At 62.7% G+C, this 16,111-nt stretch carries 12 protein-coding genes and 1 tRNA gene; 4 read left to right on the top strand and 9 right to left on the bottom strand.

Annotation, left to right across the window (positions count from 1 at the left end; translation table 11 throughout):
* Positions 1–82: 82 nt before the first annotated feature.
* Both GHK62_RS10250 and GHK62_RS10245 read left to right on the top strand, forming a co-directional pair.
* Positions 83–157 (top strand) — tRNA-Gly (locus tag GHK62_RS10250).
* Between the two features lie 172 nt (positions 158–329).
* Entirely contained in the window at positions 330–1,181 is an 852-nt protein-coding gene (locus tag GHK62_RS10245; protein WP_153438647.1) for a transporter substrate-binding domain-containing protein, read from the top strand.
* A gap of 209 nt (positions 1,182–1,390) precedes the next feature.
* Here the strand turns inward: GHK62_RS10245 and GHK62_RS10240 are convergent, their stop codons facing one another.
* From GHK62_RS10240 to GHK62_RS10220, 5 genes are all read right to left on the bottom strand, one after another.
* Entirely contained in the window at positions 1,391–2,203 is an 813-nt protein-coding gene (locus tag GHK62_RS10240) for a sterol desaturase family protein (protein ID WP_153438645.1), read from the bottom strand.
* A 139-nt stretch (positions 2,204–2,342) separates the two neighbouring features.
* Positions 2,343–2,753 (bottom strand): tellurite resistance TerB family protein, encoded by a 411-nt coding sequence (locus GHK62_RS10235; RefSeq protein ID WP_153438643.1) that lies wholly within the window; start codon positions 2,751–2,753, stop codon positions 2,343–2,345.
* 47 nt (positions 2,754–2,800) lie between these two features.
* A complete protein-coding gene (locus GHK62_RS10230) occupies positions 2,801–3,628 on the bottom strand; it encodes a thermonuclease family protein (protein ID WP_153438641.1) in 828 nt (275 codons plus the stop codon).
* Positions 3,629–3,641: 13 nt separating this feature from the next.
* Positions 3,642–4,301, bottom strand: coding sequence for a S24 family peptidase (locus GHK62_RS10225; protein ID WP_153438639.1), 660 nt, complete (start codon positions 4,299–4,301; stop codon positions 3,642–3,644).
* Positions 4,302–4,452: 151 nt separating this feature from the next.
* Positions 4,453–4,968 carry a winged helix-turn-helix transcriptional regulator gene (locus GHK62_RS10220; RefSeq protein ID WP_153438637.1) on the bottom strand — a complete coding sequence of 172 codons (516 nt, stop codon included), beginning with the start codon at positions 4,966–4,968 and terminating at the stop codon, positions 4,453–4,455.
* A gap of 286 nt (positions 4,969–5,254) precedes the next feature.
* Between GHK62_RS10220 and GHK62_RS10215 the strand changes: the two genes are divergently transcribed.
* Positions 5,255–5,728: an SRPBCC family protein gene (locus GHK62_RS10215; protein ID WP_153438635.1), complete on the top strand. Its 474-nt coding sequence runs from the start codon at positions 5,255–5,257 to the stop codon at positions 5,726–5,728.
* 33 nt (positions 5,729–5,761) lie between these two features.
* On the opposite strand, the gene GHK62_RS10210 is transcribed toward GHK62_RS10215, so the two are convergent.
* The 4 genes from GHK62_RS10210 to GHK62_RS10195 form a co-directional block, all read right to left on the bottom strand.
* Positions 5,762–6,343, bottom strand: coding sequence for a LysE family translocator (locus GHK62_RS10210; protein ID WP_153438633.1), 582 nt, complete (start codon positions 6,341–6,343; stop codon positions 5,762–5,764).
* Positions 6,344–6,567: 224 nt separating this feature from the next.
* Positions 6,568–8,781 (bottom strand): 3-hydroxyacyl-CoA dehydrogenase NAD-binding domain-containing protein, encoded by a 2,214-nt coding sequence (locus tag GHK62_RS10205; RefSeq protein ID WP_153438631.1) that lies wholly within the window; start codon positions 8,779–8,781, stop codon positions 6,568–6,570.
* Between the two features lie 23 nt (positions 8,782–8,804).
* A complete protein-coding gene (locus GHK62_RS10200) occupies positions 8,805–10,013 on the bottom strand; it encodes an acetyl-CoA C-acetyltransferase (protein ID WP_153438629.1) in 1,209 nt (402 codons plus the stop codon).
* A gap of 109 nt (positions 10,014–10,122) precedes the next feature.
* The gene (locus GHK62_RS10195; protein ID WP_153438627.1) at positions 10,123–11,919 is read right to left on the bottom strand and encodes an acyl-CoA dehydrogenase C-terminal domain-containing protein; all 1,797 of its coding nucleotides are present in this window, start codon (positions 11,917–11,919) and stop codon (positions 10,123–10,125) included.
* 427 nt (positions 11,920–12,346) lie between these two features.
* Between GHK62_RS10195 and GHK62_RS10190 the strand changes: the two genes are divergently transcribed.
* Positions 12,347–16,051, top strand: a complete 3,705-nt coding sequence (locus tag GHK62_RS10190) for a peptidoglycan-binding protein (protein ID WP_153438625.1) — start codon at positions 12,347–12,349, stop codon at positions 16,049–16,051.
* Positions 16,052–16,111 lie beyond the last annotated feature (60 nt).

Genomic DNA, 16,111 nt, shown 5'->3' with positions numbered 1-16,111 from the left:
GACCTTTTGTGCGTCTAATAGGACGCACGACGCTGTAGGCGCTTGACAGAACGCGGCCGTTGATGAAATTTCCGCTTCTGTCGCGGGTGTAGTTCAGTGGTAGAACGCCAGCTTCCCAAGCTTGATGTCGTCGGTTCGATCCCGATCACCCGCTCCACTTCTTCTGTCCCTTGTAACGATGAAGGAACTTCCGGAGTGGCGCCTGCCCGTCTCGTCAAGGTTCCTGTAGCCAGTCGGACAACATCTCGATAATCTCTGGAAAACCAAATCGAATCCGCGTGTTTCCAGGCCGCGGCTCCCAGTGTCGGATCGTCAAGTATCGGATCGCAATGACGCGTGCCCTGAGTCTACGAATTTGCGGAATCCTCGCGCTCTGCGCCTTCCTCATCGCCGAACCGGTGCTCGCGCAATCGCGGGATCTGCCCCTCCTCTTCGACGCCCGCGAACGCATCGCCCGACCGGACCTGACCGGACTCGCGCGGCTTCGTTTTCTGACGACAGTCGATTTCCCGCCGTTCAATTTCATCGACCAATCGGGCAAGCTTTCCGGCTTCCATGTCGATCTCGCCCGCGAAATCTGCCGCGAGCTCGAGATCGAGGACAAATGCCAGATTCAGGCGGTGACCTATGCGGAACTCATCCCGGCGTTGGAACAAGGCCAGGGGGAGGCCGTCGCCGCGGGCATCGCAGTTCGCCCGGAGCTGCGCCAGCGCTTCGCCTTCTCCAGGCCCTTCATGCAGTTGCCGGCTCGTTTTGCGGTCAACACCAAGGCCGAAGATCTCGTGACAAGCACGGCCGCGCTTGACGGCAAGCCCGTCGGCGTCGTTTCCGGCACGACGCACGAGGCCATGCTGAAGGCCTTCTTTCCGAAGGTCGATGCCAAGGCCTTTCCGAACCGGGATGCAATGCTCTCCGCACTGCGGCAGGGTTCGGTTGCGGCCGTCTTCTCCGACGGCATGCAGCTCTCCTTCTGGGTTTCGGCCAGCGCCGCCGGAGGATGCTGCGCTCTGCTCGATGGCGCCTATTTCTCTGAGCGCTTTCTCGGCGAAGGCTTGACGATCATGAACCGCAAGGCCGAGCCGGCATTGACCCAGGCGATCGATCACGCCTTGCTGGCGCTGTCGCGCAGCGGCAGGCTCGAGGAGATTTATCTGCGCTATTTCCCGAACGGTATCTACTGACTCCTACAGCGCCGCGCGTCCAATCGGACGCGCCAAGGCCGCTGTAGCACTTTGATTTGCTGCATGATTTTATCCTTAAATCGATTCCGATTTAAGGAATTATGCAGTAGAGCGCCGTGCGTTCAAATGAACGCACAAAGGACGCTATAGCACTTTGATTCTAGAGCATCTTATCCGCTTTCAGTGATTCCACTTGAAAGCAGGATGCTCTAGCCGCGCCGGAAGGGCAGCATCAGCGACCAGACGAGCCTGGTCGGCTTGTCGCGCCCATAAGCCCGGAGGCCCGTTTCGATCGCATCGTCGCCATTTGCCGGCTGTGCCACATAGGTCGCGAACAGCCGGTCCCAGATGGAAAGATTGAACCCGTAGTTGGAATCCGTCTCGTTTCTCTCGACGGAGTGATGGATGCGATGCATGTCCGGCGTGACGATGAGACGCCGCAGCCTCTTCTCGGCCTTGGACGGCAGTCGCAGATTGGCGTGGTTGAACATGGCGCCGGCGTTGAGAACGATTTCGAAAAGCAGGACGGATAGGGCTGGAGCGCCAAGCGTGACAATGATCGCCGCCTTCCACACCATCGACAGAAGAATTTCCAGCGGATGGAAGCGGAGCGCGGTCGTCAGGTCGACGCCGGGGTCGGTATGGTGGACGCGGTGGATGCGCCAGAGGATCGGCAGCTTATGGGACGCGACATGTTCCAGCCAGACGGCGAAATCCAAGACGACGAATGCGATGAGGCCGGAGAGAAGCGGTGGGAAGCCGAGTGCGGGCAGCGCCCCATATCCGTGTATGCCGGCCCAGAGCGCGACGCCTGTGGCGGCGGCCGGAAAGACGATGCGCAGGAACAGCGAGGAGAGAAGGAGGATCGAAAGGTTCGTCGCCCAACGACGCGCCTTCAAGGCTTTCACGAGCTCCGGTCGTTCCAGACGCGGATGAGAGAGTTCGAGTAGCGCGAGGAGGGCAAAGGCAGCGCCAAAGGCGATGAGGCGCCAGAGCGGTTCCGCAACACCGTAAAACAGCATCCGTTTAGACCTCGTCGATGCGCTGACAGCGCCGCATGTCTTATCAGTCGCGCAAGGGACGCTGTAGCACGTTGAATTGCTGCACGGAACGATGCTCGGCCTGCCGCCTGCGCTCCCAGGGGTTCCGGCGCAAGAGGATCTACTTCCGGAAGCGGGCGATCGCGCCGCGTTCGATGGCCGCGCAGGTCAGTTTGTCGAGCGCCAGCCGGTCGCGCAGCAATTGCAGGAGCCGGATTTCCTCATTGCGAATACGCTGATCGGCGGCCGCAATCTCCACGGCGAGTGCATAGGCCGTGTCATAAAGCCGTTGCGGCAAGGCTTCGCGGATCATTTCGAGAACGACGTCGAGGCCCTCCGGCGCGGCAAGCTGGGCCGAACACTCGCGCCCAATGTCGATCAGCCGATCCTCGTCAAAACCGTCGAAGGCGGGCAGAAACTGGACGAGTCTGCCGATGCCGGCAAACTCGTCGTCGGCCATGTGTCGATCGACAGCGGACATCATCACCATGACATAGATGAACGCTTCGTGTTGGCTGAGGCTCGTGGGCATTTGCCGGACTCCTATCACGGACGGCAGTTAGGAATTTCACGTCGGGCTTACAAGTCCGGTGCCGCGTCGTCCGGTACTGTCGCCACCGGCGGTTCGTCGATGACGAGCGGCGCACGGCTCAGATCGCGCGGGTCATCGCCATAGAAGCCGAGCTTGGCGCTTCGGGCAGCTTCCGCCTTGGCCTCAAGCGGGCTGCCAGGCAGCGGTGTCGCCCAACCGTTACTGACCAGCCATTCCGCCGGGTTTTCGTTTCCGACCTTGCAGGCCGTCGTGACGGTTTTCTTGGAACTCTCTTCGGGCTGATCGCAGACGAGCGCGCGCGCCCTCAGGAAGTTTCGAAAGGCGGTGCGCGCGACCATGCCGCAGGGCCAACTGCGGCCGTTGCGCTCGCAGGTCTTCTCGGCGTTTTCCGGTCCGATATCCTTGAGCTGGACGGTCGTCTCGCCCGAGCGGATCAATCCGGCAGCGAGCGCGACCGGACGCTGGTAGACAATCGTGGTCGCTGCCGGCTTTTCCTTCGGTTCGGAGAGCGGTGGCCGCGGTGCAATGCGCTCGAGCGGCTGCGCAATGCCGTCCTGTGGCACGGCGAAAAGCTGCGGTTCGATTGTCCGTGCCGGCAGGCGGTCGACCTTTCCAGCACCCGCCTTCTGCTCGTGTACTGCTTGCGACTTGGATATTGTCTGCGGCGGTGGGGCGGCAGGCACCTCTGCCGGCGGGTTCGGGGATTCGACCGCTGCTGCATCCGGCGTTTCGAGGGGGAAATCCGGTCCGGCACCTTCCTGATCGCGGATCACGGCGACACCGCCCCAGAGGATGCCTGCATAAAGCAGGAGGGCGAAAAACCCGCCAGCGATTGTGAACGATTGTTGCCGCATCAGGAACGATATCCTACTGGCTGGCCCAGATGATCCGGGCGATCCACTCCACCTCTGGCATTTCGAAATTGCGGTTCGGGTGATCCGGGTTGAGCGACAGGAGCTCGATGCCGCGTGGCGTTTGCCGGGACAACACCTTCGCCATCACCTCGCCCTCGCGGGTCTTGACCACGACACGGTCGCCACGCCGCACCTGTGCCGTTGGATCGACAATCAGAATATCGCCGTCGCGATAAAGCGGCAGCATGCTGTCGCCCTGGATCTCCAGGGCGTACACGCCGGAACGGCGCTCGAGCGCTGCCGGAAAGTCGACCACATCCCAGCCTTGACCGGCCGGAAAGCCGCCGTCATCGAAGAAGCCGCCGGCGCCGGCCTGGGCGAAGCCAATGAGCGGGATGTCAGCCGATTGCTCCCGCTGGCCCGCCGGCACGCTCTTTTCCGCTGCGGGGCCCATCAGGGTCATGAACTGGTCGAGGGACGAACCGGTCGCCTCGAGGATTTTTGAAATCGATTCCGTCGAGGGCCAGCGATCGCGACCATCGGCGGATTGGCGCTTCGACTTGTTGAAGGATGTGGGATCGAGGCCAGCACGACGCGCCAGCCCGGACGGCGACAGCCGATGGCGCTCGGCCAGCGCGTCGATGGCGCGCCAGATGCTGTCGTGTGAAAGCATTCGATTCAACTCCGGAAGGGCGAGTGACGCCATTCCTTCTGCCTCTCACCTTAGATTAGCGAAGCAGGTAAGGGGCGTAAAGAATGCGAAGGAAAATAGTCCTTTGCCGGCTACAGCGCCGACAATTTAAGAATAGATGTGGTAGCTGCGGTCAGGCGGGCTCGCGCGCCTTCGCCTTCCTTGCCATGACCTGCTCATAGGCCGCCTGCAGCGTCTGACGCACCGTGGGTCCATCCGAAGCCGCAGGCGTTGCGCCAAGATGTTCGACCCTGAGTTCGTCCATGAACCGGTCCCACAGTTCCGGCCCGCCTTCCTCCATCAGTTGCGCACGGATGCTCAGCTCTTCAGTGACCGGCAGATAGCGGCGGCCCCAGGCCCCGAGATGCGCCATGATCGGCACCAATGCGATCGTCTTCTCGGTGAGGCTGTAAATCGCCTTCTGCTTGTGGCTGGGGTCATCTCTCTTCGTCAGCATGCCCATTTCCACCAGTGTCTTCAGCCGATCGGCGAGAATGTTGGAGGAGATGCCTTCCTGCGAGCGCAGGAGTTCGCGGAAATGCCGTTTGCCGCCAAAAATCATGTCCCGGACGATCAGCAGGCTCCATTTGTCGCCGAAGACTTCGAGCGAAAGATTGATCGGGCAACCGGAGCGATGGTCGTCTGTCATTCTGGTCCCTGTTGATCACGATGATTTTGCGGCTGAACCCAAGATCATGAACGTGAACGATTCTGGCAAGTTGAGATGCGAGATGCCGGCCGAACCGCCTGCACCTTTCCACATCGGACTAACTGCTTGCATTATCGCATCAGTGGAGCTAATGTGCAACTGCTTTTAATTCAAGAGCAGTATTCCGCCGGGTGACGCAGTCGCGGGATTGTCGGCGATGACGTCAGTTCCGAAAGGATCCCCGGCGGAGGAGCGCGGGGGTTCGGCCACCAAAGAGGAGAAGACCATGACAAGTCCATCCGTAGAGCACGCAAGCTTCACCATAGAACGGGTCTTCAACGCGTCGCCTGAGCGGGTTTTTCACGCCTTTGCTGATCCTGCGACGAATGACCGATGGTTCGTCAGGGCAGACAATTGGCCGGTCGCGGAATACCGGCACGACTTCCGCGTTGGCGGGCGTGAAAGCGGTCGTTTCAGCCAGGACGGCAAGACGTTCCATTTCAACGAGACCGTCTATCTCGACATCGTCGAGAACAGGCGGATCGTCTCGGCCTACACCATGGCGAAGGATGACCGACGGATTTCTGCCTCCATCGCCACCCTGGACCTGCTGCCCGAGGGTAAGGGCACCCGCCTCGTCTTCACCGAACAGGCCGCCTTCCTCGACGGACTGGACAAGGTCGAATGTCGTCGGGAAGGCTGGGAGCAGTTGATAGGCCTTCTTGCCGCCGAACTCGGCGAAACGGCGGCCGCGGCCTGAGGCAATGGTGCCAGTTGCTGCTTGGCGGCCACCTTACAGCATTGATGCCAGCGCGCTGCCGGCCATACCGAAGGAGAACACGACGAGGCAGGCGGCGGTGACGCGGCGGGGCAGCCGCTGGCCGATCGGCCGCCTCGGCAGTCGCGCAAGAAAAGTACCGGCGATGATCCAGAGCGAGCCGGCACTCACCACCAGCACTGCGAAACCTGCAAGCCAGGGCAGCATCGCTACCAGCCCCGCCTGAGGCATGATCGCGAGCGCAATGATCAGCCCCTTTGGATTGACGACTGTGGTGATGAAGACCTGATCAAGCGTGATCGGCCGCTCTGCGCCATCGTGCGCCTTCGCGGTCCAGAGAGCATGTGCCATCAAAAGGATCCAGCTAGCGGCGGCGAGCTTGACGATAAGCCCGATCTCCGGATGGGCGGAGATAAACGGCGCGGTGAGGGCGGCGACCGGTACGACCACCGTCAGATAACCGCCGAGCTCGCCAAGAAGCAGCGGAGCCGAACGCCGCAAACCGGCCGCGGCACCCGAAAGCCACAGCAGCGTGTTGGTCGGCCCGGGCGTTGCCAGGAGCAGGAGGATGGCGAGGGCGAACTGGAGCGGCTGCATGGACGGTGTTCTGGTTGATCTCTCCACATGCTCTTAGCGCACCCGCTAACCCGCCGACTTGACCTTGGTCAATCGCCCGCAGCGGGGATTTCGTGGAGCTGGTCGAGCTGCCCTCTCCGTGTGTCAAGCCCGAGCACTTAGGGCACTCGCCTCGGCGAAGGATGAAGAAGGGGCCGCACCCATCGGCACGGCCCTGGATTCTTGCTTGCGAAGGGCAGGTGACCTTACGCCGCCCTCTTCGCCTCCCCATAAGGATCGAAGCGCCCGTAGAAGGTCTCGCCTTTATCCGCCATCTCCTTCAGCAGCGGCGTCGGCTTGAAGTGGTCGCCATAATTCTTGGCGAGCTTCTCGCAGAGCTTGACGAAAGCCTTTGCACCCATGCCGTCGATGTAGGAAAGCGTGCCGCCGGTATAGGGGGCGAAGCCGAAGCCGAGGATGGAGCCGACGTCGGCCTCGCGCGGATCGGTGACGATGCCTTCCTCGATCGTGCGGGCAGCTTCCAGAGCGATGGTTGCGAGGAACCGTTGCTTCAGCACCTCGACGTCGATCTTTTCGGCATTCTGTTGCGGATAGAGCGTCTTCAGTTCCGGCCAGAGATATTTCCTGGCGGGCTTCGCCGGATATTCGTAAAAGCCCTTGCCGTTCTTGCGTCCGCGGCGATCGAGTTCGTCGACCATCTTGTTGATCAGTGCCATGTGCCGCGGATCGACGGCCTTTTCGCCGAGATCGGCGACGGTCGCCTTCAGGATTTTCTGGCTGAGGTCGATCGCCACCTCATCGTTGAGCGACAGCGGGCCGACCGGCATGCCGGCCATCTTGGCGGCGTTCTCGATCATTGCCGGCGGAACGCCTTCGATCAGCATGTCGTAGGCTTCATGGATATAGCGGAAGACGCAGCGGTTGACGTAGAAGCCGCGGGTGTCGTTGACGACGATCGGCGTCTTCTTGATCGCGGCGACATAGTCGAGAGCGGTCGCGAGCGCGCGGTCGCCAGTCTCCTTGCCGAGGATCACTTCCGTCAGCATCATCTTCTCGACCGGCGAGAAGAAATGGATGCCGATGAATTGTTCCGGCCGCTTCGAGTTCTTGGCAAGGCCGGTGATCGGCAGGGTCGACGTGTTGGAGGCAAAGATCGCGTCCTCGGCGATCACCGCTTCGATCTTCTCGATCACCTCCTTCTTGACCTGCCGGTCCTCGAAGACCGCCTCGACGACGAGGCCGGCGTCCTTGAGGTCGTCATAGTCGGCCGACGGCGTGATGCGGGCAAGCAGGGCTTCACCTTCTTCCTTGGTCAGCCGGCCCTTGCCGATCGAATCCCTCACCAGCCCTTCCGAGTGCGTCTTCCCCTTCCCGGCCGTTTCCATGTCGCGGTCGATGAGGCTTACCGGAATGCCGGCAGCAGCGGTGACGTAGGCGATCGAGGCACCCATGAAGCCGGCGCCGACGACGCCAACCTTTTTGACTTCGGCCTTCGGCACGCCTCCGGGGCGCCGCGCGCCCTTGCCGAGCTCCTGCATCGAGATGAACAGCGAGCGGATCATCGAGAAGGCTTCGGTCGTCTGCAGGATCTCGGTGAAGTAGCGCTGCTCGATCTTGAGACCGGTGTCGAACGGCACTTGCAGGCCCTCATAGACGCATTTGAGGATGGCGATCGCGCCCGGATAGTTGCCATAGGTCTCGCGGCGAAGAATGCCCGAGGCGGCGGGCCAGAGCTGGGCCGAAGCCGGCGTCCAGATGCCGCCGCCCGGCACCTTGAAGCCCTTTTCGTCCCAGGGCTGAACCGGCTTCAGACCATTCTTGATCATTGCCTTGGCGGCGTCGACCAGCTTGTCCGGATCGACCACCTCGTGCACGAGCCCCATTGCCTTGGCGCGTGCCGCGGTCAGCGACGAGCCGGTCGTCATCATCTGCAGCGCGTCCTGCGCATTGGTGAGTCGCGGCACGCGCTGGGTGCCGCCGGCGCCGGGGAAGATGCCGACCTTGACTTCCGGCAGCGCGATCTTCACCGCCTTGGAGTTGGACGCGACACGGCCGTGGCAGGCGAGCGACAGCTCGAAAGCACCGCCCATGCAAGTGCCGTTGATCGCCGAAACCCAGGGCTTGCCCGACGTTTCGAGCTTGCGGAAGAGGCCCGTCATGCGGCCGACAAGGTCGAAGAGCTTTTGCGCGGCATTGGCCGGGTCTTTCTTCTTTTCCTCGGCCTGAAAGGTGAACATCGACTTGATCATCGAGAGGTCGGCGCCGCCGGAGAACGACGACTTGCCCGACGTGAAGACGACCCCCTTGACGGCCGCGTCGGCGGTCGTCTGGTCGACGATCGCGTTCAACTCCTCCATCACCTCCTGGGTGAAGACGTTCATCGACTTTTCGGGCATGTCCCAGGTGACGAGCGCGATGCCATCGGCGTCGGTTTCGATCTTGAAGTTCGTGTAAGACATATTCTCTCTCCCCGGGGATCGGATCAGACGCGTTCGATGATGGTGGCGGTGCCCATGCCGGCGCCGATGCAGAGCGTGACGAGCGCGGTGTTGAGGTCGCGACGCTCCAGTTCGTCGAGCACGGTGCCGAGGATCATCGCGCCGGTCGCTCCGAGCGGATGACCCATGGCGATCGCGCCGCCGTTGACGTTGATCTGGTCGTGCGGAATGTCGAAAGCCTGCATGTAGCGGAGGACGACCGCGGCAAAAGCCTCGTTGAGCTCGAAGAGGTCGATGTCGGAAAGCTTCATGTCGGCGCGCTCCAGGAGCTTTTCGGTCACGTCGACCGGACCGGTCAGCATCAGCGCCGGGTCGGAGCCGATGTTGGCGAAGGCGCGGATGCGCGCCCGCGGTTTCAGCCCCATGGATTCGCCGCCGGCCTTGGAGCCGAGCAGCACGGCAGCCGCGCCGTCGACGATGCCGGAGGAGTTGCCGGCGTGGTGGACATAGTTGATCCGCTCGATTTCCGGATGCGCCTGAATGGCGACGGCCTCGAAGCCGCCCATCTCGCCGGGCATCTGGAAGGAGGGATTGAGCGAGGCGAGCGCCTGCATGTCGGTGGTCGGGCGCATGTGCTCGTCGCGGTCGAGAATGGTCAGGCCATTCTGATCCTTGACCGGCACGACCGAGTTCTTGAAGTAGCCCTTTTCCCAGGCATTCGCGGCGCGCTTCTGGCTTTCCACTGCATAGGCGTCGACGTCGTCACGTGAAAAGCCGTACTTAGTGGCGATGAGGTCGGCAGAGACGCCCTGGGGCATGAAATAGGCCGGCAGGTTGACGGAGGGGTCCATGAACCAAGAGCCGCCCGACATGCCAAGGCCGACACGCGACATGGATTCGACGCCGCCGGCGATCACGATGTCGTCCGCCCCCTGGGCGATTTTCGCGGCGCCGAAATTGACGGCATCGAGGCCGGAGGCGCAGAAGCGCGAGATCTGCATGCCGGGAGCGCGGGTAGAGTAGCCGGCCTCGAAGGCGGCTGCCTTGGGGATGACCGAGCCCGCGTCCATGACCGGATCGACACAACCCATGATGATGTCGTCGACGGTCGACGTGTCGAGGCCGTTCCGGTCGCGCACCGCTTCCAGCATCTTGGCCGCGAGGCGGACGGAAGGCACCTCGTGCAGCGATCCGTCCTTCCTGCCGCGGCCGCGCGGCGTGCGCACGTGGTCGTAAACGAAGACTTTCGTCATCTCTTGATCTCCCTTTGGGCGGCATCGCTTCGAGCCGCGCTTGATGCATTGGAGCGGGATGCTTGCCGAAGCCGCCCCGCGCTTTCCCCATCCTGCTCCGAGTGTGAAATCAGAACGCGGCGGCGTCCAGCGCCATCAGCGTGTCGGCGCCGGTTTCGATACGGGCTTTCCGCAGTGCCGTTTCGGGCATGATGCGCTCCATGTAGAACCGGGCCGTGATGAGCTTGTTCTTGAGATAGTCCGCGCGTTCGGTTTCGCCACCGGCGAGCTTGTCCTCAGCCGTCTTGGCGATCCTGGCCCACATGTAGCCGAGCACGACGAGGCCGAAGAGATGCATGTAATCCGTGGAGCCGGCGCCGGCATTGTCGGGTTTTGCCATGGCGTTCTGCATGAACCACATGGTTGCCGCCTGCAGATCGTTCAGTCCTTTCTTCAGTGCCTTGGTGTAGCCCGACAGCTTCTCGTCGCTGCGGTTTTCCTCGCAGAAATCGCCGATTTCCTTGAAGAGCGCCATGACGGCGCGGCCGCCGTTCATCGCCAGCTTGCGGCCGACGAGGTCGAGCGCCTGGATGCCGTTGGCACCCTCGTAGATCATGGCGATGCGGGCATCGCGCACGTACTGGCTCATGCCGTGCTCTTCGATATAGCCGTGACCGCCAAAGACCTGCTGTGCCATGACCGTGTGGTCGAAGCCCCGATCGGTCAGGACGCCCTTGAGGATCGGGGTCATCAGGCCGAGAATATCGTCGGCGGCCTGGCGATCCTCTTCGCTGTCGGAGCGGTGGGCGATATCGGATTTCAGCGCTGTCCAGAGCGTGAAGGCGCGGCCGCCTTCGTTGAACGCCTTGATCGTCATCAGTGCACGGCGGACGTCCGGGTGGACGATGATCGGATCGGCGTTCTTGTCCGGTGACTTCGGGCCGGAAAGCGAGCGGCCCTGGAGGCGTTCGCGCGCGTAGTTGGCGGCATTCTGATAGGCGATCTCGGCGATCGCGAGCCCCTGCATGCCGACGGCAAGACGGGCCTCGTTCATCATCACGAACATGGCGCTGAGGCCTTTGTTCTCCGCACCGATCAGGTAGCCGGTCGCCTCGTCGTAGTTCATGACGCAGGTGGCGTTGCCGTGAATGCCCATCTTCTCTTCGATCGCACCGCAGGAGACGCCATTGCGCTCGCCGGGTTCGCCACTATCGTTGAGCCTGAACTTCGGCACGATAAAGAGCGAGATTCCCTTGACGCCTTCCGGTGCCCCCTCGATGCGAGCGAGCACCAAATGGATGATGTTCTCGGCCATGTCGTGCTCGCCGGCGGAGATAAAGATCTTCTGGCCTGAAATCCTGTAGGAGCCGTCGCCATTCGGCACGGCCTTGGTGCGCAGGAGCCCGAGGTCGGTGCCGCAATGGGGCTCCGTCAGATTCATCGTACCGGTCCAGGTGCCGTCCACCATCTTCGGCAGGTACGTTCGCTTCTGCTCCTCGGAGCCGTGAACGAGAATGGCGGCGATCGCCCCCTGCGTCAGGCCCGGATACATCATCAGCGACATGTTGGCAGCGGACATGAATTCGCCGACGGCGGTGTGCAGTGTGTAGGGCAGGGCCTGGCCGCCGAATTCTTCCGGTGCCGCAAGGCCGAGCCAGCCGCCTTCGCGATAGAGATCAAAGGCCTGCTTGAAGCCCTTCGGCACGGTGACCGAGCCGTCGTCGTGGCGTCTGCAACCCTCCTGGTCGCCCGAGAGGTTGATCGGGAGAAGCGCCTCTTCCGCGAGTTTGGCAGCCTCGCCGACGATCGCCGCCACCGTGTCGGGGGTTGCATCGGCAAAGCCCGGCAGGTTGTTGTACCGCTCGATGCCGAGCACGTCGTTGAGGATGAACAGGGTATCGTCAACCGGGGCCTTGTAGATGGGCATTCGTTCCTCGCCTTATCTCCCTTCGGGCACGCGCCAGAGTGCGGTCTGCCCGATTCTCAATGCTTCGAGCGTACACCGCCGGGCGCGGTCTCGCATCGCCGGCTGGATGCTACGAAATTTTGACGTTTGCGTAAACGTCAAAATGTGGATGTTTTGAAAAGTTTTGCGATCGCGCCGTCATGAAGGGAAATCCCCGTGCCCGAGCGCGCGCAACGGCCGTGATCCTGACAAAACGTTAAATAATTGAGACTGATTAACTGCTTATTTACCACGTTTAAGGAATTGTGGGTGGTGAGATAGTCAAAGCTGCAACCGGTCCCGTCCACGCGCTGTTGTTGCTTTGGCAACATCGATCGCACCGCCACTCGGAGCCTGGCTCTTCCCGTCGCGGCTTTCGGTGATGGTCAACGACAGGGGCGAAGAGACAATGAACGGATCGCGATCCAATCCTCAGCGCGCAAGCATCCCGTCCTACAGCGACAGGCCGTCGCTTGATGCCCTGAACCGAACGATAGAGGGCCTGGAGGCGCGTATCGAAGGCTTGATGAGCGGCGCGGGGCGTGACGCCCAGGAGCGACAGGCCGAGCGCTCGGCGACGACCAGCGACGCTGTCTCAGAAATCCTAGAGCGCCAGCGCGCCCTGAACGCAAGCCGCGAGCGGACGTCGCTGCGCGAACGTATCGCCGCGCGGGAGGCCGATCGTTTTGTTTCCAGCCGCGTCCAGGAGGCGCCGCGAACGCCCGCCGCACCCGCGCGATCCGCGTCGGCTGCGGCCGATATAGCCGAAGCTCTGGTCGGCCTGCGGCAGGAGTTGAAGCGCGATATCAGTGACGGGCTTGTTCGCGAACTGAGTGCTCTCAGATCGGAAATCCGCGGCATCAAGGCCGAGGCGCAGGATCATCTTTTCGCTGAGGACATTCGGGCAGATATGCAGCGCCTGGCGGATGGCATTCATCAGCTCGGCCGGCAGGCGTCGCCAGCTCAGGCGGACGCGCTGCGCGCCGAATTCGATGGCCTCAGGGCGCTGATCGACGGCCTGGCCAACGAGGACGGCATCCGCCGACTGGAAAACCGCTGGAAGGATGTCGAGGAGCGCTTGAACGCCTTCGACCGGAATCGCGACGACGAGCTCGTGGCTCTCGCCTACAGGCTCGATGACATCAAGTCGCAAATCGGCGCGTTGGATAACGGAGCGGCCTTCGACGGATTGCAGGAAAAGCTGCTCGCGATTGCCGATGCGATCGAGCTCCTGGGGCGCCAAATGCAGCCGGAGGACGGCCGCCTCGTCTCGCAGCTTGCCGATTTCGACGCACGGTTCGATGAAATCAGCCGGGCAATCGCGGTCAATGGCCGCAATGCGGCCGATTTTGACAACGCTCTCGTCAGCCGTCTCGAAAGTCGGCTCGGCGATCTCTCGCGGCAGATCGACGAAGTCTCTCGACCCGTCGAGGCCGGGCTCGGGGCACGGATCGAAGCGCTGACCGCGCGCATCGAAGAGCTGTCGGGCGAAAAGGCCGCGACCCGTCTCGAGGAGCGCCTCGACGAACTCTCGATGCTGCTTGAGAGCAACCAGAAAAACGCGCAAGCGGAATTGGCTGACTATCTCGCCGATATTTCTCAGCGAATCGAGGCTCTGGACCAGGGAAGCGTCAACTCGGCTCTGGCCGAACGCCTCGACTATCTCGCGCGCCGGATCGACGACTTGAACATGCACGCCGCGCCACCCGTGGCGGATCAGCGCTTCGAGCGTCTGGAAGACCGCCTTGCGGATATCGCGCAACGGCTGGAGGAAACGCATGCCGCTCCATTCGACGACCGTGAGGCGCTGCGCAACCTCGAGACTCAGATCGCCAATCTGTCGACCCTGATCGGCCAGCCGCGCGTCGAGGTCGGTGCGGCTCCGGTGGATTTCGAAAGCCGGATGAGCGCGCTTGAAGACTATCTGGCAACGAGCGACGAGTACATCATCGAGGCAGCGCGCCAGGCGGCCGAAGCCGTCATGGAGGCCTTTACCAAGAATGGGCCGATGCATGCCAGCGGCGACATGGCGGCAATCTCGGCGCTTGCCGAGGATCTGAGGACGCTCGAGGATCTCAGCCGTTCGAGCAACGAACGCACGGCACGCACGTTCGAAGCCCTTCATGAAACGCTGGTTCAGATTGCCGAGAAGCTGGAACTGCTCGAAGACCGCGGGCCTGTCGCAGCCGTTGGGCGCTCCGAGGCCGCGATAACGCGCGGCATTCCCGCAATGCCGAGGGCCGCGCAGCCGGAATTCGGCAACACTTTCGGTAGAGCCGGTCTCGACGATCGCGACGACGATACCGAGCGCAATGTTCAGGTGCTGCAGGCGGAAGACGAGGCGACGGTCATCGAGCCGGCTTCCGCCGCAGTCGATGATGTGGTGGTTGCCGAGGCGGTTTCGACGGTCGAAAAGGACGAGGTTCGGGAGCCGGCTCCCTCTGCCAAGACGGGATTGCTCGCAGGGCTCACCCGTCGCTTCAGCGGAAAACGAACTGCCGCGTTGCCTGAGCGTGTGCGGCAGGTGGTCGAACCCGCTCCATCGATCGACCCGTCCGAGATGCTCGCCCCCGAGGATGCCAACCAGCTGCTCGAGCCCGGCTCCGGCGCGCCGGACGTCAAGAAGATTCTCGAGCGCGTCCGCGCCGGTCAGATGAGCCGCGGCAGCCAGCCGGCCTTCGAGGGCGACAAGGCCGATTTCATTGCGGCTGCACGCCGCGCGGCGCAATTGGCGGTCGAGGAGGCGGATACGCTCAGCGTGAAGGACAGCAGCGGTTGGTCCGTTGCCGGTGCCTTTGCCCGTCATCGCCGTCCGATCCTGATGGCGGTCGGTGCGGTGCTGCTGGCGATCATGTCCTATCCCCTCGTCAGCACCGTCCTCAAGGGCAAGGACACGCCCGAAATCCAGCCGGCAGCAGTGATCGAGCAGAAGGCTGTTCCGCAAGTTGCAGAAGCGAAGGCGGTGGACGACCGTCTGACCGAAACGGCCGCCGCCCCTGTTGCAAAGACACAGGCAGAGGCGCCGGTGGCAAAAGCAGCGCCCGCGCCAGGGGCCGCTGCGACAGCGAATGCCGCCCCGGCCGCGAATTCGGTGCCCGCCGCGAAGGCGGCCGAGACAGCGCCCGTTACCGCCGGCAGCCACGCACCCTTGCTGCATCCGGCAAGCGAACCGGCGCAGGCGAGCGCATCGACGTTTGAGGTCGCTCCCGCCGTCACCGCCAAGGCGGGCACATTCGAGCCGATCGCCAAGGCCGGCAACGTAGTCCTTCCCGAAGGCTTTGGTCCTCCCGCTCTTGTCACGGCCGCCAAGGGTGGCGATCCTCTCGCTTTCTATGAGATCGGCACACGCTTCACCGAAGGCCGCGGCGTCAAGGAAGATCCCGCGGAAGCGGCAAAATGGTATCAGCGCGCGGCGGATGCCGGCGTGATCCCCGCCGAGTACCGGCTTGCCAATCTCTATGAAAAAGGGGCAGGCGTCGCGCGCGACACCGTGAAGGCGAAGGCGCTCTATCTCAAGGCGGCGGCCGCGGGCAACGCCAGCGCGACCCACAATCTCGCGGTCATGCTCGCCAGCGGCCGCGACGGGGCACCGGACTTCGCCGAGGCCGCCAAATGGTTCGAGAAGGCGGCGAGCCTCGGCGTCCGCGACAGCCAGTTCAACCTCGCAGTGCTTTATGCCCGCGGCAATGGCGTCAAGCAGGATCTGGAAGAATCCTACAAATGGTTCTCGATTGCGGCTCGCGACGGCGACAAGGATGCCGGCGAAAAGCGCGACGAGATTGCCAAGGCGATGAATCCCGAACAACTGGCGAGCGCCATGGCCAAGGCCGACGCATGGAAAGTCCAGCCGGCCGACGCCAAGGCGAACAGCGTCGATATCCCCGACGCCTGGGTCGGTCCGCCGACCAAGACAGCCACGGTCGATATGAGCAAGGCCGTGCGCAATATTCAGGCGATTCTCAACAACAATGGTTTTGACGCCGGGACGCCGGATGGATACCTGGGCAAGAAAACGATTGCCGCCATCAAGGCCTTCCAGAAATCCATTGGCCAGGAGCCGACCGGAGAGATCACCGACGCACTCGTCAGGGAACTCTTGAAGCGGAATTCCTAAGCAATTCCAGGAAAAGTGCGCAGCGGTTTTCCGTCCGGAATTGCGTCGCTTCAAAGAGCA

This window comes from Sinorhizobium terangae, assembly GCF_009601505.1.
GTDB lineage: Bacteria > Pseudomonadota > Alphaproteobacteria > Rhizobiales > Rhizobiaceae > Sinorhizobium > Sinorhizobium terangae.
The sequence above is the reverse complement of the archived record's forward strand: the minus strand, read 5'-3'. Positions and strand labels throughout refer to the sequence as shown.

Excerpts from the sequence above, each read along its gene's own strand:
- GHK62_RS10195 (WP_153438627.1), bottom strand. The coding sequence starts at position 11,919 with ATGCCCATCTACAAGGCCCCGGTTGACGATACCCTGTTCATCCTCAAC.
- GHK62_RS10205 (WP_153438631.1), bottom strand. The coding sequence starts at position 8,781 with ATGTCTTACACGAACTTCAAGATCGAAACCGACGCCGATGGCATCGCG.
- GHK62_RS10225 (WP_153438639.1), bottom strand. The coding sequence starts at position 4,301 with ATGCTTTCACACGACAGCATCTGGCGCGCCATCGACGCGCTGGCCGAG.
- GHK62_RS10220 (WP_153438637.1), bottom strand. The coding sequence starts at position 4,968 with ATGACAGACGACCATCGCTCCGGTTGCCCGATCAATCTTTCGCTCGAA.
- GHK62_RS10215 (WP_153438635.1), top strand. The coding sequence starts at position 5,255 with ATGACAAGTCCATCCGTAGAGCACGCAAGCTTCACCATAGAACGGGTC.
- GHK62_RS10230 (WP_153438641.1), bottom strand. The coding sequence starts at position 3,628 with ATGCGGCAACAATCGTTCACAATCGCTGGCGGGTTTTTCGCCCTCCTG.
- GHK62_RS10190 (WP_153438625.1), top strand. The coding sequence starts at position 12,347 with ATGAACGGATCGCGATCCAATCCTCAGCGCGCAAGCATCCCGTCCTAC.
- GHK62_RS10245 (WP_153438647.1), top strand. The coding sequence starts at position 330 with ATGACGCGTGCCCTGAGTCTACGAATTTGCGGAATCCTCGCGCTCTGC.
- GHK62_RS10210 (WP_153438633.1), bottom strand. The coding sequence starts at position 6,343 with ATGCAGCCGCTCCAGTTCGCCCTCGCCATCCTCCTGCTCCTGGCAACG.
- GHK62_RS10235 (WP_153438643.1), bottom strand. The coding sequence starts at position 2,753 with ATGCCCACGAGCCTCAGCCAACACGAAGCGTTCATCTATGTCATGGTG.
- GHK62_RS10200 (WP_153438629.1), bottom strand. The coding sequence starts at position 10,013 with ATGACGAAAGTCTTCGTTTACGACCACGTGCGCACGCCGCGCGGCCGC.
- GHK62_RS10240 (WP_153438645.1), bottom strand. The coding sequence starts at position 2,203 with ATGCTGTTTTACGGTGTTGCGGAACCGCTCTGGCGCCTCATCGCCTTT.